Origin of the sequence: Millionella massiliensis (assembly GCF_900104655.1) — a bacterium.
Classification (GTDB): domain Bacteria; phylum Bacteroidota; class Bacteroidia; order Bacteroidales; family Rikenellaceae; genus Rikenella; species Rikenella massiliensis.
In genome coordinates this window covers 73214-99131 of the sequence record NZ_FNWD01000002.1, presented here as the reverse complement: position 1 = coordinate 99131, position 25918 = coordinate 73214, and the positions used below count along the sequence as shown (strand labels likewise).

At 55.5% G+C, this 25918-nt stretch carries 19 protein-coding genes, 1 other RNA gene, 1 pseudogene and 1 riboswitch; of the genes and pseudogenes, 18 read left to right on the top strand and 3 right to left on the bottom strand.

All coding sequences use genetic code 11. The features are described 5' to 3' along the window. Positions 1-218: 218 nt before the first annotated feature. A complete protein-coding gene (locus BQ5379_RS00390; RefSeq protein WP_071133606.1) occupies positions 219-1793 on the bottom strand; it encodes a beta-N-acetylhexosaminidase in 1575 nt (524 codons plus the stop codon). A gap of 521 nt (positions 1794-2314) precedes the next feature. Here BQ5379_RS00390 and BQ5379_RS00380 point away from each other — a divergent pair. From BQ5379_RS00380 to BQ5379_RS00340, 9 genes are all read left to right on the top strand, one after another. Then, positions 2315-3958 carry a tetratricopeptide repeat protein gene (locus BQ5379_RS00380; protein WP_083377495.1) on the top strand — a complete coding sequence of 548 codons (1644 nt, stop codon included), beginning with the start codon at positions 2315-2317 and terminating at the stop codon, positions 3956-3958. Between the two features lie 162 nt (positions 3959-4120). Further along, positions 4121-4693: a LemA family protein gene (locus BQ5379_RS00375; RefSeq protein ID WP_071133604.1), complete on the top strand. Its 573-nt coding sequence runs from the start codon at positions 4121-4123 to the stop codon at positions 4691-4693. 4 nt (positions 4694-4697) lie between these two features. Continuing rightward, positions 4698-5759, top strand: coding sequence for a DUF3137 domain-containing protein (locus BQ5379_RS00370; protein ID WP_071133603.1), 1062 nt, complete (start codon positions 4698-4700; stop codon positions 5757-5759). Positions 5760-5780: 21 nt separating this feature from the next. Next, positions 5781-6344 (top strand): hypothetical protein, encoded by a 564-nt coding sequence (locus tag BQ5379_RS00365; protein ID WP_083377494.1) that lies wholly within the window; start codon positions 5781-5783, stop codon positions 6342-6344. Positions 6345-6487: 143 nt separating this feature from the next. Further along, positions 6488-7054 (top strand): hypothetical protein, encoded by a 567-nt coding sequence (locus BQ5379_RS00360; RefSeq protein ID WP_071133602.1) that lies wholly within the window; start codon positions 6488-6490, stop codon positions 7052-7054. A 72-nt stretch (positions 7055-7126) separates the two neighbouring features. Beyond that, positions 7127-8482, top strand: a complete 1356-nt coding sequence (locus tag BQ5379_RS00355; RefSeq protein WP_071133601.1) for a hypothetical protein — start codon at positions 7127-7129, stop codon at positions 8480-8482. Between the two features lie 14 nt (positions 8483-8496). Continuing rightward, on the top strand, positions 8497-9582 hold the full coding sequence (locus BQ5379_RS00350; protein ID WP_071133600.1) for a trypsin-like peptidase domain-containing protein: 1086 nt from the start codon (positions 8497-8499) through the stop codon (positions 9580-9582). A 272-nt stretch (positions 9583-9854) separates the two neighbouring features. Continuing rightward, positions 9855-11330 carry an energy transducer TonB gene (locus BQ5379_RS00345; RefSeq protein WP_071133599.1) on the top strand — a complete coding sequence of 492 codons (1476 nt, stop codon included), beginning with the start codon at positions 9855-9857 and terminating at the stop codon, positions 11328-11330. A 57-nt stretch (positions 11331-11387) separates the two neighbouring features. Continuing rightward, positions 11388-11924, top strand: coding sequence for a ferredoxin domain-containing protein (locus BQ5379_RS00340; protein ID WP_071133598.1), 537 nt, complete (start codon positions 11388-11390; stop codon positions 11922-11924). Between the two features lie 239 nt (positions 11925-12163). On the opposite strand, the gene BQ5379_RS00335 is transcribed toward BQ5379_RS00340, so the two are convergent. Both BQ5379_RS00335 and BQ5379_RS00330 read right to left on the bottom strand, forming a co-directional pair. Then, a complete protein-coding gene (locus BQ5379_RS00335) occupies positions 12164-15037 on the bottom strand; it encodes a glycoside hydrolase family 3 N-terminal domain-containing protein (RefSeq protein ID WP_083377493.1) in 2874 nt (957 codons plus the stop codon). Positions 15038-15240: 203 nt separating this feature from the next. Further along, complete coding sequence (locus BQ5379_RS00330) at positions 15241-16320, bottom strand: YncE family protein (protein ID WP_071133597.1); 1080 nt, start codon at positions 16318-16320, stop codon at positions 15241-15243. Positions 16321-16516: 196 nt separating this feature from the next. Further along, positions 16517-16794: riboswitch (cobalamin riboswitch) on the bottom strand. Between the two features lie 62 nt (positions 16795-16856). Here BQ5379_RS00330 and BQ5379_RS00325 point away from each other — a divergent pair. From BQ5379_RS00325 to BQ5379_RS00280, 9 genes and pseudogenes are all read left to right on the top strand, one after another. After that, a complete protein-coding gene (locus BQ5379_RS00325) occupies positions 16857-18083 on the top strand; it encodes an L-serine ammonia-lyase, iron-sulfur-dependent, subunit alpha (RefSeq protein WP_071133596.1) in 1227 nt (408 codons plus the stop codon). Between the two features lie 170 nt (positions 18084-18253). Continuing rightward, positions 18254-18949 (top strand): cell division ATP-binding protein FtsE, encoded by a 696-nt coding sequence (locus tag BQ5379_RS00320; RefSeq protein WP_235846010.1) that lies wholly within the window; start codon positions 18254-18256, stop codon positions 18947-18949. Between the two features lie 270 nt (positions 18950-19219). After that, positions 19220-19625, top strand: a transfer-messenger RNA (tmRNA) gene (gene ssrA, locus BQ5379_RS00315). A gap of 324 nt (positions 19626-19949) precedes the next feature. Next, positions 19950-20231: an NVEALA domain-containing protein gene (locus BQ5379_RS00310; protein WP_083377492.1), complete on the top strand. Its 282-nt coding sequence runs from the start codon at positions 19950-19952 to the stop codon at positions 20229-20231. A 65-nt stretch (positions 20232-20296) separates the two neighbouring features. Next, positions 20297-21415: a 6-bladed beta-propeller gene (locus tag BQ5379_RS00305; protein ID WP_083377491.1), complete on the top strand. Its 1119-nt coding sequence runs from the start codon at positions 20297-20299 to the stop codon at positions 21413-21415. Beyond that, on the top strand, positions 21405-21941 hold the full coding sequence (locus BQ5379_RS11295; protein WP_071133593.1) for a hypothetical protein: 537 nt from the start codon (positions 21405-21407) through the stop codon (positions 21939-21941). Before BQ5379_RS00305 ends, BQ5379_RS11295 begins: the two co-directional genes overlap by 11 nt. 527 nt (positions 21942-22468) lie before the next feature. Next, positions 22469-23586, top strand: a pseudogene (locus BQ5379_RS00290) (6-bladed beta-propeller). Positions 23587-23754: 168 nt separating this feature from the next. Beyond that, positions 23755-24786: a hypothetical protein gene (locus BQ5379_RS00285; RefSeq protein WP_071133590.1), complete on the top strand. Its 1032-nt coding sequence runs from the start codon at positions 23755-23757 to the stop codon at positions 24784-24786. A gap of 79 nt (positions 24787-24865) precedes the next feature. Then, positions 24866-25705, top strand: a complete 840-nt coding sequence (locus BQ5379_RS00280) for a hypothetical protein (RefSeq protein WP_143039344.1) — start codon at positions 24866-24868, stop codon at positions 25703-25705. Positions 25706-25918: the final 213 nt, after the last annotated feature.

Sequence of the window (25918 nt, the reverse complement as noted above, 5' to 3'; positions counted from 1 at the left end):
CAATAACCCCATGATATTCAAACCACATTGCAAAAACACAACCTCCTTTATCTTTCTCCCGAGTTGTCTGGAAGTACCCCCACCTTTCCGTCGGTATCTCTACGAAACATCTCAATCATCCCCCTCACGGGATTCTGAGACACGGCACTCAATCGCTACGACAAAGGGGAACGACATTCACGGCAACTCAAGCCCTCGTCTCGAATAACAAAAACGCATTATCCATTTTTCAGGACATCCTCCTTGTCGGGCGCTCCCGGCTCAGGCGTCGTCTCGGGTCGATAGGGATTGAAATAGTAGATTCCCTGCTCGTCCAGATAGTCCAGGAACAGGGGCAGGCGTTGCAAAAAGAGCGTACACTCCTTCCTGCGGGCCGGCGTCCATGCCGACTCGGCCACGGCCACCAAGCGGGGAAACACCATGAAATCAAGCCTCTTCGGGTCGGCCACCCGCTCGCTCCACAACGAAAGTTGCATACCCATGATCTGACCCTCGTACCCCTGCATCAGGTTCTCGACGGGAGCCGGAAAGTCGTAGATCGTTTCCAACGTATTGTATCCGTTCCATTGCCGTCCGACGGTATGCGTAGCGTGCTGTATAAAGTCACCGTAGAGCGGACGGCGCGGAGTCATGATGACCCGATAACCGTTTTCGAGCGCCTTCACCAGCTGATGTTTGCGGTCATGGCGCCACCACATAACCACCGCCTTGGCCGGCGAGACCCCGGCATCGACAATCTCATCCCAGCCGATGGCCGTCTTCCCCTTCGACGCCACGATGTCCACCGCGCGACGGATAAAATAGTGCTCCAACCCCGTCTCATCCTTCAGGTTCTTTTCCTGAATAAACCGTTGTATCTCGGGGTCGGTAAACCAGCTTTGGTTGCCAAAATGGACCTCGTCGCCTCCGATGTGGATATACGGCGCAGGAAACAACGCCACGATCTCGTCCAGAACGTTGCTGATAAATTCAAACGTTTCTTCCTTACAGGGGTGGTAGGTAAAATGTTCCCAGCGTCCTTCGCCCCCACCCGAGATTTCGGGATAGGATTTTCCGACGGCCGTTGCGTGGCCGGGCATGTCAAACTCCGGCACAACCATGATATGACGCGCCGCAGCATAGGCCACAATCTCCCGAACCTCCTCCTGCGTATAGTAAGCGGCCGGCGCAGACGGGTCGTGCCAATTTCCGACAGCCCCCACGGAGGTCAATTTCGGATACTTGCGGATTTCGATGCGCCAACCCGTTTCATCGGTCAGATGCCAGTGAAACACGTTCATTTTCAGCGTTGCCATGAGGTCCAGGTACTGTTTCACCTTCTCCTTGCCAAAGAAATGACGGCTTTCGTCCAGCATGAAACCTCGCCAGGCATACCGAGGCGCATCCTGTATTTCGCACGCGCCGACGCGCCCTTTCCCCCATCGAATCAACTGCAAGAGGGTTTCCGCCCCATAAAAGAGACCGGACGGAGTCGATGCCTCCACCGTAACCCCCTCGCCGTTCACCTGCAAGCGATAGGCCTCCTCGTCCAGACCGATCCGATCGTCCAACCTGAGATCAATGTACCCCTCACCGGGGTCCTGCACCAATGCAGGCAAGGCAGCAATCTCCCGTTTCAACGTTTCCGCCAGCGTATCGGCATAGGCTCCATTTCCCCGGATTTCGGTGGCGAGTCCGACCGAGAAATTTCCTTTTCCCGCGACGGCATGGGCCGGCAGGGGAAACACAACAGGTTGGGCCGATGCAATCCACGTCACCAACAGGAACAAAACAAGGAAAGACAATCTTCTCATAGGGGCCAAGTATTTTCGAGCAACAAAATGGATATCAAATGTAATGAAACACATACGTTTTGAAAGTTCCCCTGCACCCGCCTGATCGAAACACCACTCCCACACCCGTAACTTTCGCAACTCAGAGCAAGATACGCAAAATTTGACGACATCCGACCCCCGACTGTTTCTTCATTGCGTTTCAATACTTTTACTAGAACTTTATTTAATCCTTATAAGAAAAAGAATAACATATCAATATAATTATAAATATCCTCTAATTCATTCATAACTTCCGGCTGCGCCATACAGCCATAGAGATACACGAGCAACGAACAAGACGATTCGCCGAAGGGCAAAACCGCCCTGCAACAACTACCGCCGGAGTTTCCATGAAACACTCCCGCCCCCATTTCGTCCCGCCCCATAATCCGTCCCATAAAAAACAGATACAGCCACCGACCGCACAACAAGCTCCTCTTTTTTCGATCGGCCCCGCCCCGAAAAAACGTATATTTGTCAAACTCAGAATCGCCAAACTCTTGAAACACCTGCTCTACCCCCTTCTGTTCGGGCTGCTTGCGACCCTCCAGACCGGTTGCCACAAGACGCCCCCGGCTCTGCTTCGGGCCGAGAGCCTGATGCGCGAAACTCCCGACAGTGCACTTCGCCTGCTGGAAACCATCCCTCCCTCCAGCCTCACCTCCGACCGCGACGAGGCGCTGTATGCCCTGCTTGTTACCCAGGCCCGCTGTCAGTTGCATATGGACCTGACCCACGACACCCTCTCCTACATCGCGCTGGAGTACTACCGCAACACCCGGGACTCAGCTCGTGCCTACAAAGCCTACTTCTACGCCGGTCAGGTAGCCCGCGCCATGCACAAACCCGAGCTGGCCATGACCTACTACCTGCGTGCCAACGCCTTTCTCCAGACCAGCCGCAACTTCAGCCAACACTATGTTTCCAACACCTGGCTCAGCATTCTGAACGGCGAACAGGCCCTCTACCCCCAACAGGTCCACTACGCGCAACGCGCCCTCACCTACGCCGACTCGCTCGACGACGACAACTTCCGCTGCATCGCGCTGGGCGACATCTCCTCCGGTTACCTCGAGATGCAACAGTACGACAGCGCGCTGCTCTACTCCCGACGGGCCCTCGCACTGGCCCAGCGCAGCCGTCTCGACGCCAATCTCGCCCCGATTTACTCGCGGCTGAGCGACATCTGCACCCGAACCGGCGGTTATCCCGAAGCCATGGAGTATCGCGACCGAGCCATCACCGCCCTGCCGCCGGACGACTGGGTCCGCGGGTCGCACTACATCGCCAAGGCTGATATTTTCAACCGGCTCGGACGGTACGATTCGGCCCTGTATTACCTCCGCCGACCACTAGCCACCTCGATTCCGAACCTCAGCGACCAGGCCTCGCGTCTGAAGTGCATGGCCGACGCCTATCAGGGCGTCGGACGCATCGACTCCGCCCTATCGTGCCTGCGACGGTACAACGCCTTACAGGATTCGCTCAACACGCTGATCCATACCTCCGAAATCTACGCCACCCAACGAATCTTCCGCTACGACCAGCTGAAAGAGGAGAACGCCGCGCTCAACCGACAGAGAGCCGACCAGCAAAACTGGCTCTACCGCCTCTCGCTCTCCATCATCTTGCTGGTTCTGCTCGGGGGCGGCATCCTGTTTTTGATCTACCGCCACAGCAAGCTGCGCATCATCTCGCAGCAGCGCCAGCTGCTCCGCCAGCAGAAGCACCTGCGCAAGACCATTCAGGAGAAACTGCAGACCGAAGCCACCCTGGCCGAGATGCACCAAAAGGAGGAGCAGCTCAAGACCGCCTTTTTCAAGCAGTTGAGCATGCCCCTCATTCCGACGAACGACAGCGAGCGAGCCACCCGGCTGACCGATCGCGACTGGCAAATCATCCTCGACCACGCCGACGCCATCTTCAACGGATTCACGCGCCGGCTCCGGGAGCAATACCCGCAACTCAACCGGGACGACATCCGCTATTGCTGTATGGTCAAGATGCAACTCAGCCACTCGGAAATAGCCCGAATCGTCTGCCTCGAGAAGGATTCAGTCAAGAAACGGCTCAAACGCATCCGGCTCGAAAAAATGAACGCCGACAGCGGCACCACCCTCGAAAATCTGCTCCGGAACTTTTGATTGTCCCCCTCCGATTCCGGCATATCCCCCGGTACAATCTCTGATTTTCAAACGGTTGTCTCCTAACGCGGGCCCCCTCAAATGTCCCCCTGCCGGATGGCAAAATCCAGCCGACAATCCGCTACATTTGTGAAACGGAACCTCCGAAACACGTAATGCACCATGAACGGACCCCTCGTATTTATCGGAACCCTGCTACTGATTCTGCTCTTTTTCGCCCTGTGGGTAGTGGTCACCTCAAACCAACTTATCATGAAGCGAAACCGGGTAAAACAGTGCCGCAGCGGCATCTGCGTAGCCCTCAAACAGCGGAACGACCTGATCCCGAATCTCGTGGCCACGGTCAAAAGCTACACCGACCACGAGAACCGTACGCTGAGTCAGATCGTCGCACTGCGCAACCAAGCCAACGACACCACCGACGAAGCACGACAGATCGAGACAGGCAACCGTCTGTCGGCCCTGCTGCCGCGTCTGCGGCTGAACGTCGAGGCCTACCCCGACCTGAAGGCCGACCAGCACTATCTCAGTCTGCAAGCCTCGCTGGAGGAGATGGAACGCCAGCTGCAGGCCATCCGACGCACCTATAATGCCGCCGTGACCGAATACAACAACTACGTCGAGATGTTTCCGTCGTCGTGGGTGGCACAACGCAAGGGCCACCGTCCCGAAGCACTGATCGAGATTCCCGACCCCGAACAAAACGTTCCGGACGTAAAGCAACTTTTCGACTGACCCCATGGCCGCACCCGACCTCCGACACCTGCAGGAAGAGCTGACCGCCACCCTGCGCCGAGCCGACAAAAATCGCCGCGTGATCCGGCTGACCCAAACGCCGCTCTATCTGCTGGCCCTGCTGTGGCTGTTGTTCGTACTGGTCAACACCCTGACCGGCGGCAGATTGGTTGCCTCCGACCCAACCCAGCCCGGAGTTCCTTCCGGTCTGACGCTCTGGGTGCTCCCGGCATTCGTTCTGATCTTTCTGCTCCAAACCATCTTCAGTCGTGCCTACGCCGCCTTTGCACGACAGGAACAGGAGATCGTCGGCCGCGTCGTCCGCAGCCTCTTTCCCGGCGCCCGTTACCACACCACCGCCCACAACGTTCCGGCCTCCGTGCTTCGAAACAGCCTGCTCTTTCCCGACTTCGGAAAAGGTGACTCGTTTGCCTGCGGATTCGCCTCACTCGACCTGGAGACCGAAGGCGGAAAGCTCAACATCACCGACCTGGGCGTAACCACGGGACACTCCGCCTCGTCGACCCGCGGCGTACTCGCCCCCTATAAGCACCTACTACGCTCGCTGTTCGCCTCCCGCGCCGATCGGGCGATCTTCGACTTCCGGGGCATGTTCGGCTGGGCCGACCTGACCCGCCGCGTACCCGGCAGCATCGTGATCCTGCCCGACCGCATCGAAGGCCGTATGGGCTATCTGGCCCATACCCTCCAGGGACTGAAAAAGAGCAGCGACCGGCACTTGGTCCGCCTGGAAGACCCCGAATTCGAACGCCACTTTGCCGTCTACGCCACCGACGAGGTACTGGCGCGCTACATCCTCACCCCGGCCATGATGCGCGACATCACCCGGCTTCGGGAGCAGTTCGGACGCGAAATGATGCTCTCGTTCAACGCCGACAAATTTTGCATCGCCATTTCGATGCCCGCCGGTTTTCTGAGCCTGCGGAGCGAGGCGCTCAACGACGGCCACATCGTCGAAGAGATCTTCCGCGACATCGAAACCACGCGAACGCTGCTGAGCGAGCTGCACCTCGAAAAAGAGACCCGACAAACCCAAATCCAATAAACGCCAAACACCACTCATCCCATGAATCGAGACCCCAACCAGTATCCCATATCCTTCGAGATATGGTGCAGGGAACACCCCGAAAAATTCGGCACGCGGCGCCGGCCCGCCAAGATCGCCCTCTACGGCCTCGGCAGCGTGGCGTGTATCCTGCTGACGATCTTCCCGCAGGTCATTCCGCTCTTTCCGTTGTGGATGATCCGCACGGCCGCCATTCTGTTGCTGTTGCTCTGCCTGATCTGCCTGTGGGTGGACGGCACCTGCTGCTACAACAAGGAATCCGGCGGTTCGATCCGACGCATCGGCCTCAAGAAATTCGACCGCGTCAACACCGACGCGGACGAGATCATGGCGGCCTTCGACCGGCGCGACTTCGACTTTCTGGCCGACGCCGCCGAAACCGACAACGAACCGCTACAACTCTACGTCTACGAAGATGCCGTGGGGCGTGAATTCTACCTCCAGCTGCGCACCTATGTCGACGCCTCTAACTTCCGGGGCATCAGCGACGTACTGACCGTCTCGGGACGCGAATACGACGAATACCAAAGCGTGATCCGCTCCATCCATCCCGACAAAGACTGATCCGCCGGCCAGACCTTCCCTCCCGAACAGCCCGCGAAGCCCTACCGGCTCACGGCGACCGTTCCGCTCTCCGCATGCCCTGTCCCGGACCAAACAACCCGACACATATTTTCTATTCACTAACGCCAAACACCAAAGCAACCATGGGAAAAATCGAAAAACTTCTCCAAGCCTCCGAAAACCTTCAACTCACGCCCCAGGAACGTTACGTTCTGCCCGTCAACCGCAACTTCTACCTGCTGCAAACGGTCGTAGCGTGGGGCATATCGGTCATCCTCTTCCTCACCGCCCCGAGCAACGAATTCGCCGGAAACTGGAGCCTGTACTACTGGATTCTGTGCGGCGTGCTGATCCTCTACGGACTGGCCACCCTTTACTGCGCCTTTACGAGCAAGGCGACCTTCGACGACGAACGGATGACGATCCCCGGTTTCTACCCCTTCATGACTGAAAAGCTGGCCTGGGAGGAGATCGACCGCGCCGAACTGACCGGCGTCATCACCTACCGCAGCTACGTTACTTTGATTATTAAGAAAATTTTTGCATCTTTCTTTGCCAATATCGAGTTGCACGTCACCCGACGGAAAGCACCGGGCATGCCGGCCGCCAACTTCCCCGTGCTGGAACGCGTGGCCGACAAGAAGACCGCCCTGCGCATCATCCGCGACAAACTGGGCAAACGCTTTACCGTGTACGAAGGCCAATACTAAGCCGCAACTCTCATCCGAACGACATTTCCGCCAGCTCCGCAGCGCGCGAAACTAACCCACAAAAACACCGTAATGAAACAGACCCTCACCTACCACACCCCCACGCTGGCCTCCACCGCAAGCCAGATGGACCCCGAAGCCTTCGATCGCAGCATCGAACTCTTCGACAACGGCGAGTACATACCCGCCCTCCACGCCCTGCTCGACCACATCAATCCCGAACTTCGGGCCAAATACGGCAATCCGGAGGGGACCGAGTTCAAGATACCCCACGGTTCGATCATCGTCGGCATCCGCGTGGCCGGCGACCGGCTGGAGATCGACGCCCCCTTCCTGGCACTGCCCGAGAAGGGACGTATCCCGCTGCTCCGCCAGATCGCCAGCCTCAACACCAACGTGCTCGACCTGCCCTGCATCATGTTGCGCGAGGGCCAGTTCCATTTCCTGTACGACTGCCCGCTGGCGTTGAGCCACCCGGCCAAAGTCTACGACGTGCTCTACGACATCTGCAGCACCGGCGACCGCTACGACGATGAGTTCGCCACCAAATTCGGAGCCCAGCGTATCTACGAACCAGAGGTGCGCCCCTACGACGCCGAGACCGTCGAACGTATCTACAACGAGATCCAACAGACCTGCACCGAGTGCCTCGACGCCGTCAAAGGGTTCGAGAGCGAACGAAAATTCGGCTACGCGTGGAACGTGATTGCCAGCGGCCTGCTCGAGATCGTCTACTCGGCCCACCCCCAGGGGCAGTTGCTCAACGAGCTCGACAAGGCCATCAGCGAACACGACCGGGAAGACATTCCGATTCAGGAGGTGATCGCCCGCGGCAAGGCCGCCCTGCAGCAGATCGCGTCGATCAGCCCCGAACAGCTGGCCCAGGACCTCTATTTCGTCGAGACCTTCGTTTCGGACAAGCGCCGTTCCAACCTCAAAAACATTCAGGATAACTTCGAACGCACCTTCGACAATGCCACGGCCGCCCTGAACGCCGACGATCCGATGGCCTGCTGCGTGATGATCATCTACAAGTTCTACGAGATGTACTACTACAACAACGTGCAGGACGACGTCAACGCCATCGTGGCCAAAGCGCTGCAACAGACCTCGGCCATGCCGTGGGACAAGGCCGCCCCGATTCTGCATGCCGCCATGGAAAAGATCATGGAAGGCGAACTCGACGCGGATGACGACGACGCCCCTGATGCGATCGACCCCTTCGCCGGGATCGACATGCAAGCCGCCATGGCCCAGGCCCAACAGATGCAGCAGGCTGCCATGGCCCAGGCTCAGGCCATTCAGGCCCAGATGGCGCAGGCCATGCAGGGCATCGACATGGGCGAATACATGAAGAATATCCAGAACATGATGGCCACCATGATGGGGACCAATGCCCCGGCCAAAGACGAAGAGGAAAACAAATAACAGCGCACACAGCCATGGAACAGAACAATATCTATCAAGCCGTCTATAAAGTGAACCATGCCGGCGGGTCCGGCAGTTGCTTCTACCTGAAGCCCCACAACCTGTTCGTCACCAACTACCACGTCGTCGAAGGCTTCCACACCGTCGCCATTCAGGACAACGAGCGCAACGCCTATCTGGCCCACGTCGTGCTGGTCAACCCGGCAGCCGACCTGGCACTGCTTTCGGCCGAAGGCGACTTTTCGGCCGTGCCTGAAATCCGGCTGCCCGAAGCCGGCGAAGTGACCATCGGCCAACGCATCAACGTGGCCGGCTACCCGTTCGGGATGCCCTTCACCGTCACCGAAGGCACCGTCTCCTCGCCGCGCCAGCTGATGGACAACAGCTACTACATCCAGACCGACGCCGCCGTGAACCCCGGCAACAGCGGCGGCCCGATGTTCAACGACCGCGGCGAACTGATCGCCGTGACCGTCAGCAAGTTCACCGATGCCGACAACATGGGCTTCGGGATTCCCGTGGCCACCCTGCAAAAGGTGCTCGAAAGCATCGGCGATCTGGATACCGGCCGATTCCACCTCCAGTGCGACAGCTGCGACGAACTGATTGCCGACGACGAGGAGTACTGTCCCTCGTGCGGCAGCAAACTGCCCGCAAACGTCTTTCAGGAGCGTGCCCTGACCGACCTGGCCATCTTCTGCGAAGAGGCCATCGCCGACATGGGCGTCAACCCCATACTGGCCCGCGTCGGACAGGAGGCGTGGAAATTCCACAAGGGAAGTTCCGAAATCCGGCTTTTCGTCTACCAGCGTACCTACCTGTTCTGCACCTCGCCCATCAACCTGCTGCCGAAAAAGAACCTCGAGCCCATCCTGACCTATCTGGTGAGCGAAGACCTGCGGCCCTACAAAATGGGGATCGAAGGCAACCAAATCTACATCGCCTACCGCATCCACATTTCGGACATCTTCTCCGACCAGGCCGACCAGATCAAAAAGAACCTCACCGGACTGGCCCTGAAAGCCGACGAACTCGACAACTATCTGGCCGAGACCTACGGTTGCGAATTTTCGGAATACGCCAAGAAAGACGCCATCTGATTTCACCCGCACGACACCGGCCGCCGCACGATACACGACGCTGCGGCGGCCCTTTTTGTACCTGCACCTCGTCGTTGGCCTGCCCCATGCACCGCAACAACGAAGCTCCGATACAACCATCAGTCCCTATTCCTCGTAGCTCCCTGCCGCTCCCGCAGCATTGTCCCTGACTGGGCTTAACGCCGTTCCCGCGTCACTTTATGAGACCACCGGATACGTAAGTCCTCACGCCCATTGTTTCGAATCCCCAGCCATTTTCGCCCCGCACCGACATGAAACACCCCCTTCTGCTCATCCTGTTGCTGGCCGCCGGGCCGCAACTGCTCATCGGACAAACCACCCCGACCGACTACCCTCCGCTCCCCAAGCCCTCGGGCCGACAACTGAAACAGGCCAAACGGGCCTCTTTGGAATACCTCAACTATCTGGTCAGTTCATCGTCCTGCCCCTCCAAAGAGCTGACCGCCGAAGGTTCGCCCTTCGACAGCACCCTGCTGCCCTGGCTGCGATTCGGCCCCGCGTCGCACCCGGACACGATACTCACCCGCGCCTTCTGCGACAGTCTGTACATCATCGAGCCGGATGATGACGAAGAGACCGCCCACTGTCTGCATCTGGTCAGCCGCTACCCCGCAATTCCCGGCCTGGAGGAGGAGAACATCCAAACCGCCGGTTTCACGGGCCTCTTTCCCTACCGTCCCTCCAATCCCAAGATGGAGGGACTGCAGACCTCCACACTGAGCCCTTTGGGCAACACCATGATGCGCATCACCTACGCCTTTCAGGACGACGAGGGGCACCCCATCCTGCTGACCGACGACTACGAACAGGCTTACTTCCGCACCACCACCAACGGTGGGTGGACCTGCCACGACTTCCGCTTTCACTTCCGGGACAGCAGCCGGACCTTTCGGGACATCGCCTCCGGAATGATCGAAATCGAGCTGGTCACCCCTGCCGAATACGATTATGCCACCTTCACCGCCAACGACACGGGAAAGACCTTATACTTGGGCGACCAACCCGTCCGACTGGCTGCCTTCGGCCCTGGTTACCTTCATCTGAGCTACCCCCACCTGGATGCACGCCTGTTCCAGCAGGCCAATCTGGCCTTCTTCCGGGGCGACCAACAACTTCCCCAACAGCTGCTGGCGGGCGGAATCATCGAACACGCGTTCTACGACTACGCGCGCACCCATCCCGGTCTGACGCCCCGTAAATTCGCTGCCCGTCAGCAAGAGATCGAGAACAAATCCGCCGGTGAGTTCGTCGAAATACTTTGGACCGGAAACGACGCCGACCGTGTCGTGCTCTACACTCCACGCCAGGATCAGAGCGTCGCCGCCCGCGTCGTCGTATTTCACCGCAACGAAGCCGGCGAGTTCCACTATTCGCTGCTCCGCAAAGGGCATGACGGCGTTTACCGACCGCTGGGAGGCGACCCGGAGGGGGTGACACCCCCCGAATACCACGAGGGACGCGAAGCGATGTTCCGCGCCATTTTCGCGGCCATCGTCTATCCGGACGAAGCCATCCGCCGCAACATACAGGGCACCGTCTATGTCTCGGCCACCATCGACCGAAACGGCGCCATGACCGCGGCCACCGTTCAGAGAAGTGTCGATCCGCTGCTCGATGCCGAGGCGCTGCGGGTTGTTCGCCTACTGAAGGAATGGACCCCGGCCACACGGGAAGGAGAGGCGGTCGAAATGAACGTTCTGATTCCGGTCAGATTCCAACTGCAGTAATCGAATTTTTGGTAAATTTGGATTCGTAAAATTCATAAAACCTAACCGCCTGCCACCATGATCGAAAAACAGACCGATACACGCAACGAAACCCTACGGCACATCGCTGCCCTGATGATGAACGCCGCCCGCACAGCCCCCAAGGCCCGCGGTGTCGACAACCTCGAGATCGCCATGATCACCGGCACGGACATCGACCGGCTGGCCGACAAACTCGAAGAGATGAGCAGCCAGCCGGGACGCGCCTTTTTTACCCGCGACGCCGGTAACCTGCGCCAGGCCGGCGCCGTGGTGTTGATCGGCAGCCGCTACGAGACGCTCGGACTGAACTGCGGCTGGTGCGGCTTCGCCACCTGCGCCGACAAAACGGCACAGGCTCCGGCAGCCCCCTGTGCCTTCAACACCAACGACCTCGGCATTGCGGTCGGATCGGCCGTATCGGTAGCCGCCGACCACCGGGCCGACTGCCGAGTACTCTTCTCGGCCGGCGTCGGAGCGCTGGCACTGGATCTGCTGCCCGGATGCCGCGCCATTCTGGCCATCCCCGTCAGCGCCACCGGCAAAAGCCCCTTCTTCGACCGTAAGCCGCTTTAAGTGCCTCCCCACCACTGTTCCGCCTCGCAACTCGTGACAGAAACCGGGCCGGACAATTTGGAGCAATGTCCGGAGAGGGCCAACAGCCACACATCAGAGGACAACGCCCACGCCTCTCAGCCGGAATCACCGGCCGCAGGCGCGGAGTTTCCCGAAGAAAAACCTCTCCGAAACGCATTCGGGGGCTTCTGCCTGTTGTGCAGAAACCCCCGAATTCATATCAACAAGTCCCGGGACGATTACAACTCATCGAGTTTCACCTCTTTGATTCGTCCCTTCTCGCTCAGAATCAGGATACGCAGGTCGCTCGACGTAGCACCGTCGAACGTATAGGTCTCCATCGTGCCGTTGTTGAGCCGACTCTTGCCACGCCACACCGGAACGAACAGACCGCCTCCGCTCGAAAGCTGGATTTCGAACTCGACCGGCGCCCCCTCGTCCCAGGCGATGCCGATCTGCGTCGGAATCGACCCGCTGCGCAGTTCATACGTAATATACTGATTACGCCCCCCTTCCCACACGGTACCGGGATTTCCGTCCACCGTATGGAAGGCTGCGTCGCCAGCCGTGCTGGCCGAGACTTTCGACGCCAGCGAGTTTTTCCGTTCGTCGGAGCGCATCTCCAGCAGACGGTCCGGTTCGACGACCGTAAAGTCTCGCCGCAGTTTGATGTCTTCTGACGAGGCCCCGACCATCACCGTAAAGTCACCCGGTTCGACCGTCCAATTGTAGTGGATATCGAGGATCTGGAGGTCACGCGGCACCAGCCGGAACTCGACACGCCGGCTTTCGCCCGGTTCGAGGTGTACCCGTTCGAATCCGCGCAGCACCTTTTCGTAGGCCATTACCGACGACACCTTATCGTGCAGATAGAGCTGCGCCACCTCGTCGCCGGCACGCTTGCCGGTGTTGGTCACCGTGCACGACACGGTCAGCCCCTGATGCGGCGTAATGACCGTATCGGAAAGTTGCAGGTCGCTGTACTCGAACGTCGTATAGCTCAGCCCGTACCCGAACGGATACAGCGCTCCGTTGACCCGGGCGCGATGGCTCTTCGGGCCGTTGGCGCCCCACGAATCGCTCTGAGCCGACGGCAGGGTCGGGAAATTGAACGGGATCTGCCCCACGCTGCGCGGGAAGGTGACGGTCAGTTTGCCGCCGGGGTTGTAGTCGCCGAACAGCACTTCGGCCACCGCCGCGCCGCCCTGACGCCCGGGATACCACGCCTCCACGATAGCCGGCACGTAACGGTCGGCCCAGTTGATCGACAGCGGACGGCCGTTGATGAGCACCAGCACCACCTTCTTGCCCTGTTCCTTGAGCGGCGTGATCGCTTCGAGCAGTTGCTGCTGACGTCCGGGCAGGTCGAGGCTCGACCGCGACTTGTTCTCGCCGCAGGTGCGCGTTCCACCGCCCAGCACCAACACCACCGCATCGGCCTGCGAGGCCACCTCGTAAGCCCGCGCGATGCTGTCCTTTTCGGTCTGCGTCAGCGGATAATCCATCAGTTCGGAGTCGGGCCAGTTGTCGTCCACCAGTTCACACCCCTTGGCATACGACACCTCGGCATCGCCGGCCGCGGCACGAATACCGTCCAGCACACTGATCGGTTCGACGGCATTGGGGCCGTAACGTGCCGTCACGAAATCGGTGGCCGTGGCGTTCGGGCCGATCACGGCAATCCGGCGCACGCTGTCCCGACTGAGCGGAAGCGTCGCCGCATCGTTCTTGAGCAGTACGATGGATTCGAGCGAGATTTGTTTGGCGACCGCTTCGTTTTCAGCCTTGCAGACCTCGGCATCGGCAGCCTTCAGGTCGTTTTTATAGGGGTTGTCGAACAGTCCGCAGAGGAACTTCACCCGAAGAATGTCGCGCACCCGGCTGTCGACTACATCTTCGCTGAGGGCACCCTCGCGAACGAGCTCGCGCAGCGGCACGATGAACGAATCGGGCGAGCGGAACGTACAGCGGACGTTCAGCCCCGCCTCAATGGCCTGCCGCACGGCCTCTTTCATGTCGGCGGCCGTGAAGTGTTTGCTGTAGAGGTACTCCACGGCATCGCTGTCGGAAACGACGTACCCCCGGAAACCGTAACGTCCCCGGAGCACCTCGGTCAGCCAGTGATAGCTGCCCTGGATGGGTTCGCCGTCGAAGTCGTTGTAAGAGCTCATGATCCCCAGCAGACCGGCTTCGCTCACCACCCGCCCGAAGGGATAGACGTGAATCTGCTCCATCTCGCGCAGCGACATCTGGGGGTTGTTTCGGGCCATGCCTTCACGCGCCCCTTTGCCGTTGCTGTAGCCGACAAAGTGTTTGGCGGTGGCGGCCACGCCCTGCGACTGGATGCCGCGCACCATCTGGATACCGAGTTCGGCCACCAGATAGGGCGACTCGCCGTAGACCTCTTCGTAGCGGCCCCAACGCTGGTCGCGCCCCACGTCGAGAATCGGCGAATAGATATTAGTGTAGCCCAGGGCACGCGCTTCGCGCCCTTCGATCTCGCCCATCTTGCGCACCAGTTCGCGGTTCCAAGTGTGGCCGACACCGAGCTGGGTCGGGAAATTGGTCGCCCGGTAGCTCTCCACCCCGCGCAGCCCCTCGTCCGTAAAATCGGCCGGAATACCGAGGCGGGTCTCTTCGACAAAAAAACGCTGCACTTCGTTGATGGCCCACGTATGGTTCGAAGCGGGCCATACCCAGGGATTGTTTTCGCGGGCATTCTTACCCCCGGCCGGATAGCCGTTCAGGTGTTCGTCGATGGCACCGATACCGTCTTTCCAGATACGTTCGGTTTTCCACTCGGGCGTCGGAAGCCGGTCAGTCAGCACGCGGCCATACCCGTAGAGGGTCGCCATCTGGGCGGTCTTCTCGTCGAGGTTCATCTGCCCGAGCAGGTCCTCGATGCGGTCGTCAATGGGTTGGGTGGGATCTTCGTAGATATCTTTCTTCCCGTTTTTGTTGAAGTCGATCCATCCGTCGTGGTACATTTCGCCCTTGGGACGATACTCGGACCGAATCACGGGTTTACCGGCTTTGTCGAAGCCTTGTGCGGCGGCACCTCCCGCCAGACACAAAGCCACCAGGGCCGGCAGCAACAGGGTTTTGTTTGCCATCGGTGTGTGGATTTGGGTTAGTCGGAGACAAATTTACTCATTTCGGGCCGAACTCCGACCGGTTGCCCTGCCACATTTCACCACGGACAGGGCACCCCTACTAAAAAAGAAGGGCACAGGGAGAACCACCACCCCGCGCCCAACCCGGCCGTTTCCGACCGGGCACCACGAATAAAAACCTTACACTACAAAAGTTTTTATTTTTAAATGTTGACCGGAATCACCTTGCTGACATAGGGTCCCTGAGCCTGATCGGTCATCTGATACTTGAGCGTACCGTTTGCGTCGTAGCTGTCAATGGTGCTCGTTCCGGTGTAGCCCGAGTTGATGATGAAGATTTCGTCGGTCATGGGGTTCGTGCAGACGTTGTAGATCGAGAACGACGGAGCCTCGGAAAGGAAATCGCTCACAGCGTTGGTCGACAGGTTGATCTTCTTGGACGAGCCGGTAAAGGTCATGTAGCTGAAGTGCACGGTGTAGATATAATCATCCAGAACGGCCATCTTGCTGGCGGCCACATCGGGGAAGGTGTAAACGACCTTCTTCTGGGCCGGATCGATGCGGTGCAGTTGAGCATCGACCACCATGTTCCAGCTGTCGTCATACTCGCCCGAGGTGGTCAGGTAGAGGTAATCGCCGTTGGCTACCAGACCGACCGGGTTGGTCGGGGTCGTGATCTGAGCCTCTTCGGTGAAGGTGGCAATGTCGATCACCGAAACGGTATTTCCCTGCCCCTGTGCACCGCCTTTGACGGCGTCGTTGGCCACGTAAATCTTGTCTTTCAGCACGGCGATCCCTTCGCAATATTCACCGTTGACAGCAGCCGTACCGGTAATGGTGAGCGTGGTGGTGTCGATACGCACGACCTCGCCGCGGTACGAAGATACGTACACTTTGCCGTCATTGACAGCCAGCGAACGGGCGCCATTGACTTCGAGCGTCTTCTCCACGACACCGGTCCAGGCATTCAGCACAACCACCTGGTTGCCGTACGTAGTGGTCACATAGGCTTTCGAGCCGTAAACCACCATATCGTTGGGCAGGTCACCGAGTTCGACATCGGGATTCTTCTGGCCGAAATAGTCGGGCGTAAAGGTTCGGGTTTTGACGTCGTAATAGCCCAGCGTGGCGTTATGTCCGCCGATCGAGCCTTCGTTGAGCACGTAATACCCAATGGTTTGGGTCGGTTCGTAGGGCGGCGGCACTTCGGGACCGTCATTTTTTTTACAACTGAACAGCAGCACAGCGGCCGAAAGGGCCCACAACAAGTTGATTTTTTTCATCGTTTTCCTTTATGTGTAAATTCATACTGGTGTCACATCCACCGCAGCGGGGGTCGAAACACACGGGATTCGACTCTCGACGGGGTTGTTGTCCGCGCACATCGCACAACCCGTTTCAACATACGGGCGTGGACAGGTTCGAAATGTAAGAAGAGTTCGTCACGGGCGTTCTCCAGCTTCAAATCCCCGAAAGCGGACAACATTCAATGGCAAGGCAGGTCTTCTGACTCGCCCCCGGGTCTGATCGGACGTCGCCTTCCCATTCTTCCGCGCTGCTCTCCCTCGACCGAGGTTGCAGCGCACGAACAGTGGCCTGAAGCAAAGAAGTGTCCGACACCCTTTCGACCGGAGACACGCTCCGGCGGGGCTCACAGCAGCGGGACTGTCCGGGACTTTCACCCGGTTCCCTTTTGATCGCCGGCGACTCCGCAAACGGGAGGCGCCTCGGGCGAACCATTGCCGGGGACAAAGATATATCCTTTTTCAAAATCCGCAAACGGAAAAAACGTATCTTTGGGAACCCAAAGCAGAATCGTATGGAATCGATCAAAGGCATCTACCGCATCGGCCACGGCCCCTCCAGCAGCCACACGATGGGTCCGCGTCGTGCGGCCGAAGAGTTTCTGGAGCGCAATCGTGGCGCCGCCCGTTATGAAGTCACCCTGTACGGCAGCCTGGCCGCCACCGGCCGGGGCCACCTCACCGACAAGGCCATTCTGGAGGTGCTGGAGCCCGCCGCTCCCACCGTGATTCACTGGCGGTCCGACATTTTTCTGCCGTTCCACCCGAACGGCATGCAGTTCGAGAGTTTCTTCGGCGACGAGGAGCAGCCCCGCGAGAGCTGGCGGATCTACAGCATCGGCGGCGGCTCGCTGGCCAACGAACAGACCGCGGCCCGACAACCCGAAATGATCTACGACATGAGCACCATCACCGAGATTCAGGCCTGGTGCGACAAGACCGGATGCTCCTACTGGGAGTACGTCGAGCAGTGCGAAGGGCCCGAAATATGGGACTACCTCGACCGCGTATGGAACGTCATGCAGGCCGGCATCCGGCGCGGCCTCGAGACCGAAGGGGTGCTGCCCGGCGGGTTGGGCGTGCGCCGCAAGGCCAGCGACTACTTCATCCGCTCGAAAGGATACTCCGAGGCGATGCGCAGCCGCGGACTGGTCTACGCCTACGCACTGGCCACCTCGGAGGAGAACGCCGCCGGGGGCGAGATCGTCACCGCACCGACCTGCGGCTCGTCGGGCGTACTGCCCGCCGTACTGTTCCACCTGCAACAGACCCGTGAATTCATCAAGCCCCGTATGCTGCGGGCGTTGGCCACGGCCGGTCTGTTCGGCAACGTCGTGAAACACAACGCCTCGGTATCGGGAGCCGAAGTCGGGTGCCAGGGCGAAGGGGGGGTTGCCTGTGCCATGGCTGCCGCCGCCTCGTGCCAGCTCTTCGGCGGAACCCCCGCACAGATCGAATACGCCGCTGAAATGGGGCTCGAGCACCACCTGGGGCTGACGTGCGACCCCATCTGCGGCCTGGTTCAGATCCCCTGCATCGAACGTAACGCCTACGCCGCGGCACGTGCGCTGGACTCCAACATCTACGCCACCTACTCCGACGGGAAACACCGCGTCAGCTTTGACCGCGTGGTCGACGTGATGCGCCAGACGGGCCACGACCTGCCGAGCCTCTACAAAGAGACTGCAGAAGGGGGGCTGGCCAAGGAGTACGCCACACATCCGGACGGGGCGGCCGGCTGAGTTTGATTCACTACATCGTGAGAGGAGGGAATCGGACACTGCATCCCGCACGGAAGTTTCCCGGTTCAGCCCCCCCCGCCCCCCGTAGCCGGATCGACGTACGCGTGATGTCGCCGGATCGACGCACGCGTGAAAGTATTTCCCCCGATCCACTATCTTTGCCACACACTATGATGCAGGACACCCCTTCGTTACAGCTTACTGACGCTGTGATTTTTCAGAAGAATCCCCGACGCGAAGTGCTTCGGGACGTGAATCTATACGCCTATCCCGGCGAGCTGATCTACCTGGTCGGACGCATCGGCAGCGGCAAAAGCAGCCTGCTGAAAACCCTCTACGGCGAACTTCCACTGCTGGTGGGCCGGGGCCAAATCGCCGGCTACGCCCTCCACCAGCTGACCCGCAAACAGGTTCCCTACCTGCGCCGCCACCTGGGCATCGTCTTTCAGGAGGCCACGCTGCTCGACGACTGCACGGTCTATCAAAACCTCGAATTTGTCCTGCGTGCCACCGACTGGCGCGATGCGGCAGCGATCGACCACCGGATCTGGGAGGTGCTCCACCTGACCGGCATGGAACACAAGGCCCACTCCTACCCCCATCAGCTATCGGGCGGCGAGCGCCAACGCAGCGGCATCGCCCGTGCGCTGCTGAACAGCCCGCAAATCATACTGGCCGACGAACCGACCGCCAACCTCGACCCCAACGCTACACAAGAGGTGATGGAGCTGTTCCGCAGCATTGCCGACGAGGGGTGTACCGTGATTATCTCGACCCACAACATCGCCAACGTGCGTCAATATCCCGGCCGCACCTGGCTGCTGGAAGAGGGCTACCTGACCGAGCTCGACCCCGAACAACTCTGACACCAACCTTTCCGAAAAACATCGAAACACATGAAAGCAGTGGATGACATCCACTGCTTCTTTTATCGTACAGCGCCTCATCCTCACCCCACAGCTTTCAACCTTTGAAAACAGATCGTATTTCAGTACTCTGCTCGGAATACCCTTCTGTTACATTGCAAAGCTCCACGGGAATTATTACCTTTGCGGCGTCGGATTCGTCCGCGACGGTACGCTCCCTTTGCCATGGCGTACCCCCGATGCGGAGCCCGACTCTTACTACATACATATGGGGCTGACCGGTTTTGACAGCGGGTTTGAGTCTTGAAGTAAGCATGCCGAGGGTTGTAAGGGACCTCGTAAATCGGAACTTTCAAACTACAAATGGCAATAATAGCTACGCACTCGCTGCGTAATTTTACCAAGTAAAATTACCTTAATCCGCCCGGTCAAGGAATCGGGCCGACGAGTACCCGTCGGAGGGGGACCGCTTTTAGCCCCGTTCGGCAATGGGTATCATTCAAATAAAAGATAGCCATTCGGGCGTCCGGACCGAACGGCGAAACTCAACGGAATACGGAATTGACTCGGGTGTCTTCCTCCTGGTTTTTTCCCGACAATCAAGCGGAGACTAAGCATGTAGAAAGCTTTGGGGTTCCTCGTTTGGACGAGGGTTCGATTCCCTCCAGCTCCACACGACATTGAAAAAACAACAAAGAGCCTTGTAATTCAGCAGAATTACAAGGCTCTTTATCATTTTAAAAGCTTCCATAAACCACAGCATGTAAGTCCACGTACCCCCAATTGAGAATGGAGGGTACATTGCCGGACTAATATATACGATTCGGATTACATATATTCCCTGCACATTAGATTGCACTAATAAAATTTAAAAAATATATTTTTAACAAAAAAGTGTGATAATTTTGTTTTATCAGACAATAATCGTAACTTCACGGTAGAGAAATCCAAAAATGGACTGATCTATAAAACTTAGTATTAACATTTAAATTTTTTCACCATGAAAAAGTTTACTAAAATCATGCTGGCGGCAGGCGGAGCCTTGCTGATCGGCGCAGGGGCAGTAACGAACTACCTCAGAGCGCAACAACCAGAACAACAAATGTCCGACCTCACACTCGCCAATATCGAAGCGTTGGCAGCAGGCGGGATGGAAACGGAAAATTGGGCGAACGGGCCGGGAGTGAATGTTTCATGTGCTCGCTGTAATTCCATCCATGTTCATTGTATGGGAACAGATCCGGGTACGCGGTGCATTCCGATCTCATGTCTGCTTAAATAAGAACCGATTAGAGAAGTAAGCTGTCTCAACAGCAGCTTACTTCATCATTTTCAACGAATGGCTCTATGAAATTTAATACCCTATTATTAGCACTCGGTTGCACAGCGGGATTCTTTGCCTGCCAAAAGAGACAGGCCCCTCCTGGAACGAATACTGTCCCGGTCACTACCATACGATGGGACGTGGATTCGCTGAGACCATTATCGAACTACATCGAGAACATCGAATTAATTCCTTTGGAAAACATCTCTGAAGCTGCCTTTGCGACTGTAGATCAAATCACGTATCGAGACCATCGTTACTACATTTTAGATCGGTATGGATCGAACAAATTGTTGGCTTTCGACGACAAAGGCAATTTCATTCGATCCTTCGGAAGAAAAGGGCGTGGTCCGGGAGAATATGTCGCATTGCAAAGCGTATCGTTCAAAGCAGATACTTTATTGTTACTCGATCGGATCGGAGCCAAGCTTATCATGTACGATACCACAGGTACGTATATCAGTGAAGTTAAAATGAATACGAAGGATGCAAGCCAGGCGGTCTGGCTGTCCGACGGCTTCATGTTTTATCATCCTTTATATCAAGAAGAACCGATCGATAACACGGTGGAGTTGTGGAAAACTGATGCAAAAGGCCTTCATCTTCATAATTATTTTATGTATCACCAGCAATCGTCCCGAGCCTCCTACGCGGCACCGATTACTGAATCCGATTCGACAATGATACTCAATCGTTATTGTAATGATACGCTTATCGTTTTCGACCGCCGTGGAAATATTCGAGAAGCTCTTTTCTGGGATTTCGGAAAATATGCCATGCCTCAGCAATTACGTTTGGAGGTGAACTTAAAGGAAAATAATTACAATCGCCTTTCTTCGACCGTTTTTCCGGTAGGCCCTTTCTTGACAGGTACTGCCATGAATCGCAATAAACTACTCGTTTTTCTCTATAATCCGCAAAATCGGCAAATCTATATCGATCCTACAGGAAAGGGGATTCCGGCCTTGCCGTCCAATCGGGCAGCAAAAGACTCGACGGCCATCGTTTCATGGCTCAGTTACGATATGAAAGACAAATTTGTCGCTTCTTTGGGTGAAGATCGTATGTCCAAAATACTGCCTGCACTCGAAAACGGACAAGTCTTTTTGGTTGTCTATCATTTGAAAAACGATGCATTATAACATATTTTGGGGATTGTGCGCAGTGCTGCTGGCAACCGCTTGCGGTTCTGCGCACAAAAACGATTCGGTCGTTTTGTCGCAATTTGTGCACTCTAAAATTCAATTTCCCCAACCTACAGCGAAACAACCGAAAATTGTCGTTTATATTGGTAAAGACGAATGTGGGCCATGCTCACTCCAGTTGCCGGAATGGAGCGTGAAGTTGAGCGAATTATACATGTCCGGATCCGATTCGATACACATTTGGTTTGTGGCGCACCCTGCAGAGTTGGAAAAGATGCATGCGATTGTAGAGCAATCGCATATATCGCTGCTCAAAAAACGAATTGCCATTCTGGAAGATACGCAAAAACAATTCGCCGAGGTTAATAAAGTTCCTCCGGATTATCGGTTCCATACTTTTCTACTGGATCGGGATAACCAGGTGATATTGGTCGGCTCACCTATCGGGAATCCGAAGATGTGGGAACTGTACAAATCCACAATCGCCCGGCTGGTCGAGAATGGAGGTACGCTGCCGGACTAATATATACGATTCGGATTACAAATATCCGACTGACACATTAGTTTGCACCGATAAAATTTAATATATTTTTAATAAAAAGCACGATAAATTTGTTTTGTCAGATAATAATCACAATTTTACGGCATAGAAATCCAAGATGGACCGATCTATGAAACTTAGTATTAACATTTAAAATTTATCTCCCTAAAAAAGTTTACTAAAATCATACTGGCAGCAGGCGAAGTTTGCTGACCAACACATGTCCCACCGCACATCAAAAGTAGCCGGAATCCGATTTGACACTGGCCAATATCGAAATATCGGCCGCTATTAGAAATCGGCAAAAAGGGTCTCTTTACGGAGGTTCCATACAGGACCCGGCAGGTTGTCAATGGTAAAAATTATACAGCATCTGCAAATACTGTCAGAAGAGCATGGGAATGTAGCCACTTCACAAGTACCTTTCACACTCGAGCCGAACTATACTACATTTATTGCAGAGATCTCCCATCCCTGCAATATTTATAAATTTCAATACGCATTGGATTATGAAATACATTTTGCTTTCATGGTTGATTATTCTATCCATCGTTTTTGTCTCCTGTAAGGGCAATTCGGAGAATCGAACTACAGGGAACGAATACCCTGTTTCGGGAGTTATCCAGTGGGAGGACATATCCGATTGCTATTTTGATCAATTCGTAGATTCAGTTGTTTACATACCGTTAGAATCGCACCCATCCGGCTTATTCCGCGTTGTGGATAAGGCGGTCGTCAGTGGCGAGAAAATTTTTATCTTTGATTATCACGCCAGGAATCAGGTACTGGTGTATAATACTGCGGGAGAATTTCTTTATCAGGTCGGAAATCGGGGCGAGGGCCCGGAGAATATATTCAAATGAGAAACTTCACCGTTGATGACCGATATGTTTATGTGCTCGATAACAATACCCATCGATTGTTATTATACGATATCAACGACGGCAGGTATGTTACTTACAAGCATATGCCATTCTGGGCGACCGATGTAGCCTGTTTCGAAACCGGCGATTTCGTGTTCTCCCAGGATCTTTCTCCCATCGACGTAACGGATTCGACCAGACAAAGCAGGATCTTGATTACCGATGATAAACTGGAGATAAAAAACAGATTGTTTCCTTTCACCTCCGAAGACTGCTCCGTCGAACATATCACATCATTTCGACAAGGAGATGAAATATCGTTCCACACATTGATGGTCGATACCGCTGCCCTGTTTCAGAAAGCCTGTCCGGATTCCGTTCCCCACGTATTGCAATTTGAATTCGGTTCCATGACGATTCCTGCTCAGCATCGATCTCATTGGCAAGCGTGTCAGGACTACGCCTACGTTGCAAGTCCGCCGATCGTTACTCCGAAATACATTATCGGAGAGATACAGGAACGGGAAAATACATACAGTTATTTATATCATAGATCGAGCGGAAAAACATATAAGGGATATAATGCGGGAAATGATTTCATTTCCGTGTTATGCTGCGACGAGGATGGAAATTTATATACGGATTTTCAGGTCTCGGAAGTCTATTATTACATGGTGGAACATGGATGGCCGAGAGCATCGGAAACCATCGAACAACGAATTGAGAACGGAGACTATGTTCTTATCAAATTAATCATGAAGTGAGGCACTTTGGTTTAGTGTTTGCTGACAGAAAGTAACACATACGATTACGCGGAATATTCGACCGGCATGAATAAAAACTGAATGGACTATTCGTGCCGAATGCAGGAAATAGTCCTATGGAATGATTGCGGCACAGCAACCAAGCGTCCCTTTTTTTAATCGAGAGCCATGAAAACCTGTATTGCCATAAGCAGTTTATTAGTTTTTATTTGCATAGGATGTAGTCGGGAAGTTACGGTAAAACAGGCCTCGATAGATCTGGATCATGTTCCGAGCATTGAACTCAAGGCACAGAGTTATCCGTTGGACAGCGCGTTGTGGGCACCTGATTGCATTTTTACGCAAGGGGACTATCTGATTATCGAAGAAGGCAAAAGGCACACTGGCATATTCCGCTGTTTCGACGCCAAGAATTTCGATTTCCTGTTTGCATGCGGAACAAAGGGGAAAGGTCCGAACGAAGTGATGCATCTGTTCGGGCAATATATACAGCCTTGCGATTCCGGATTTTGCGTAATGGACAACGGGACAGAAAAAGAGTTTCAGATCAAGGACGGTCACCTGCAGGTTGTACGTCAATCTCCGATCGCAATTTACGATGCAGTGAACGGTTTGACAAAAATTGGCGACAATCACTTTTTTATGAACGGATATACCGACGGTAGCGGTGCCGAGCACTTGATCTATAAAGATGGACAGATTACCGAATGCGGCACTTATCCGGAATCGCCGTATGACGATCAGCAGCGTTTTATCATGGAGTTTAAAACCAATGTCGCTCAAATCGGCGGGGATACGATCTATAGCTTTTACAACAACCGGAATTTAATCCGGAAATATTCGCCCCAGGGAGAGCTGTTGGAAGAGATGCATTTTTTGTCTTATCCGGTCGATGGGCCCGATTACGAATCGTATCGGGCAGGTACATGTCCGTTGTTTACCGGTCGATCCTATCAGACGAAATCTTTTTTCTTTCTAAGTTTCTACGATGGTATGTCCAACCAGCAGATTTTCGCGGGTAATTACACACCTCAAATACTGGTGTGGGATTGGAAAAATGGGTTACGCAACAGAATTGTTCTCCAACGACAATACAAGCGCCTTGCCTACGCTATTTCTGAAAAACACAAGCGGTTGTACGCGATAGATCTCGATGCGCCGGATCGGATAGATTATTACGATTTAGATTCCATATTTTAGACATAAAATCTTTAATTCAGAGCCACCGCGTTGTTATGCGCTATACTCTTCGACGGTACATAAACCGAATCAGGCCATTATGAATCTCCATTTTTCTACCCCCAAAATTATAGGTGCCTGCCTCATTCTGATGACAACCCTGGTCTCCTGCGGACGACAAGAGATCAATTCCGACTACCGGGTCATATCGGAATTTCCACGAACGATTGCTTTGCCGAACGGTGACACATGCTTCGCTTTTGACTCCGATTACGGTTTGCTCGAACTCTCTTGCGCAGGCAAATACCTGATTGGGACACTGAGAAAAAGAGAGCGTCAGTTCGTTGTGTACACGCTGGATTCCATTCCCCGGAAAGTTGGCCTTTTCGGTACATCCGGCAAAGGGCCGACCGAAATGATGGCCCCGGCATATTATGGGCAATGGAGCTGTGAAGACCAACAAACCAGGGTCTGGATACACGACCGGATCAAAGCAGAATTCGTGCAGGTCAATATCGACTCTACCCTCCGGGCCGGTCGTACCATAATAGAACAAAAATATGATCTCCTTACCGGGGAAATCCCGGATGTCCGAAACTTGTTTTACGTCTGCGATACTCTGTTGGTCGGTACAGTCGAATCGGATCGTTGTCCGATGTTTCGATACAATCCGGTCAGCAGACGAATATCGTACTTTCCTGAAACGATGAATTTCGACCCCGGATTGGCTCCACAAACGTTACAGGAAATAACGCAGAATCTTTGTGCGTACAACCCCTCAGAAAAGAACCGTCGTTTCCGTAGCATTCTCCTTTCCTCAGGTCGATTTCCGACCGATCGATTCGCTCGGATTCACTACCTTGTTTATCAATCGGATATTGCTGCCGGAACAATGTATCGCAGAACCTCGGCGGACCTATTTCGCATCCGTATGCGGTGATTCAAACTATGTTTATGCCCTGTGGCTCGACCAGTGCAACGACGATTTCGGAGACGTCGAGAAACCAAATTCGGTTCTTGTTTTCGATTGGGGAGGACGCCCTGTTGCCCGGTTGGAACTTCCTGAATATGTTTTGGGGATTGCCGTAGATCCGACTTCCGCTCGTTTATTCGCCTTGAATTATTATTACGACGAACATCCGGTTGTGGTATA

Coding starts and splice junctions, on each gene's coding strand:
- BQ5379_RS00390 (WP_071133606.1), bottom strand. CDS start 1,793: ATGAGAAGATTGTCTTTCCTTGTTTTGTTCCTGTTGGTGACGTGGATT.
- BQ5379_RS00375 (WP_071133604.1), top strand. CDS start 4,121: ATGAACGGACCCCTCGTATTTATCGGAACCCTGCTACTGATTCTGCTC.
- BQ5379_RS00370 (WP_071133603.1), top strand. CDS start 4,698: ATGGCCGCACCCGACCTCCGACACCTGCAGGAAGAGCTGACCGCCACC.
- BQ5379_RS00365 (WP_083377494.1), top strand. CDS start 5,781: ATGAATCGAGACCCCAACCAGTATCCCATATCCTTCGAGATATGGTGC.
- BQ5379_RS00360 (WP_071133602.1), top strand. CDS start 6,488: ATGGGAAAAATCGAAAAACTTCTCCAAGCCTCCGAAAACCTTCAACTC.
- BQ5379_RS00355 (WP_071133601.1), top strand. CDS start 7,127: ATGAAACAGACCCTCACCTACCACACCCCCACGCTGGCCTCCACCGCA.
- BQ5379_RS00350 (WP_071133600.1), top strand. CDS start 8,497: ATGGAACAGAACAATATCTATCAAGCCGTCTATAAAGTGAACCATGCC.
- BQ5379_RS00345 (WP_071133599.1), top strand. CDS start 9,855: ATGAAACACCCCCTTCTGCTCATCCTGTTGCTGGCCGCCGGGCCGCAA.
- BQ5379_RS00340 (WP_071133598.1), top strand. CDS start 11,388: ATGATCGAAAAACAGACCGATACACGCAACGAAACCCTACGGCACATC.
- BQ5379_RS00335 (WP_083377493.1), bottom strand. CDS start 15,037: ATGGCAAACAAAACCCTGTTGCTGCCGGCCCTGGTGGCTTTGTGTCTG.
- BQ5379_RS00330 (WP_071133597.1), bottom strand. CDS start 16,320: ATGAAAAAAATCAACTTGTTGTGGGCCCTTTCGGCCGCTGTGCTGCTG.
- BQ5379_RS00325 (WP_071133596.1), top strand. CDS start 16,857: ATGGAATCGATCAAAGGCATCTACCGCATCGGCCACGGCCCCTCCAGC.
- BQ5379_RS00320 (WP_235846010.1), top strand. CDS start 18,254: ATGATGCAGGACACCCCTTCGTTACAGCTTACTGACGCTGTGATTTTT.
- BQ5379_RS00310 (WP_083377492.1), top strand. CDS start 19,950: ATGAAAAAGTTTACTAAAATCATGCTGGCGGCAGGCGGAGCCTTGCTG.
- BQ5379_RS00305 (WP_083377491.1), top strand. CDS start 20,297: ATGAAATTTAATACCCTATTATTAGCACTCGGTTGCACAGCGGGATTC.
- BQ5379_RS11295 (WP_071133593.1), top strand. CDS start 21,405: ATGCATTATAACATATTTTGGGGATTGTGCGCAGTGCTGCTGGCAACC.
- BQ5379_RS00285 (WP_071133590.1), top strand. CDS start 23,755: ATGAAAACCTGTATTGCCATAAGCAGTTTATTAGTTTTTATTTGCATA.
- BQ5379_RS00280 (WP_143039344.1), top strand. CDS start 24,866: ATGAATCTCCATTTTTCTACCCCCAAAATTATAGGTGCCTGCCTCATT.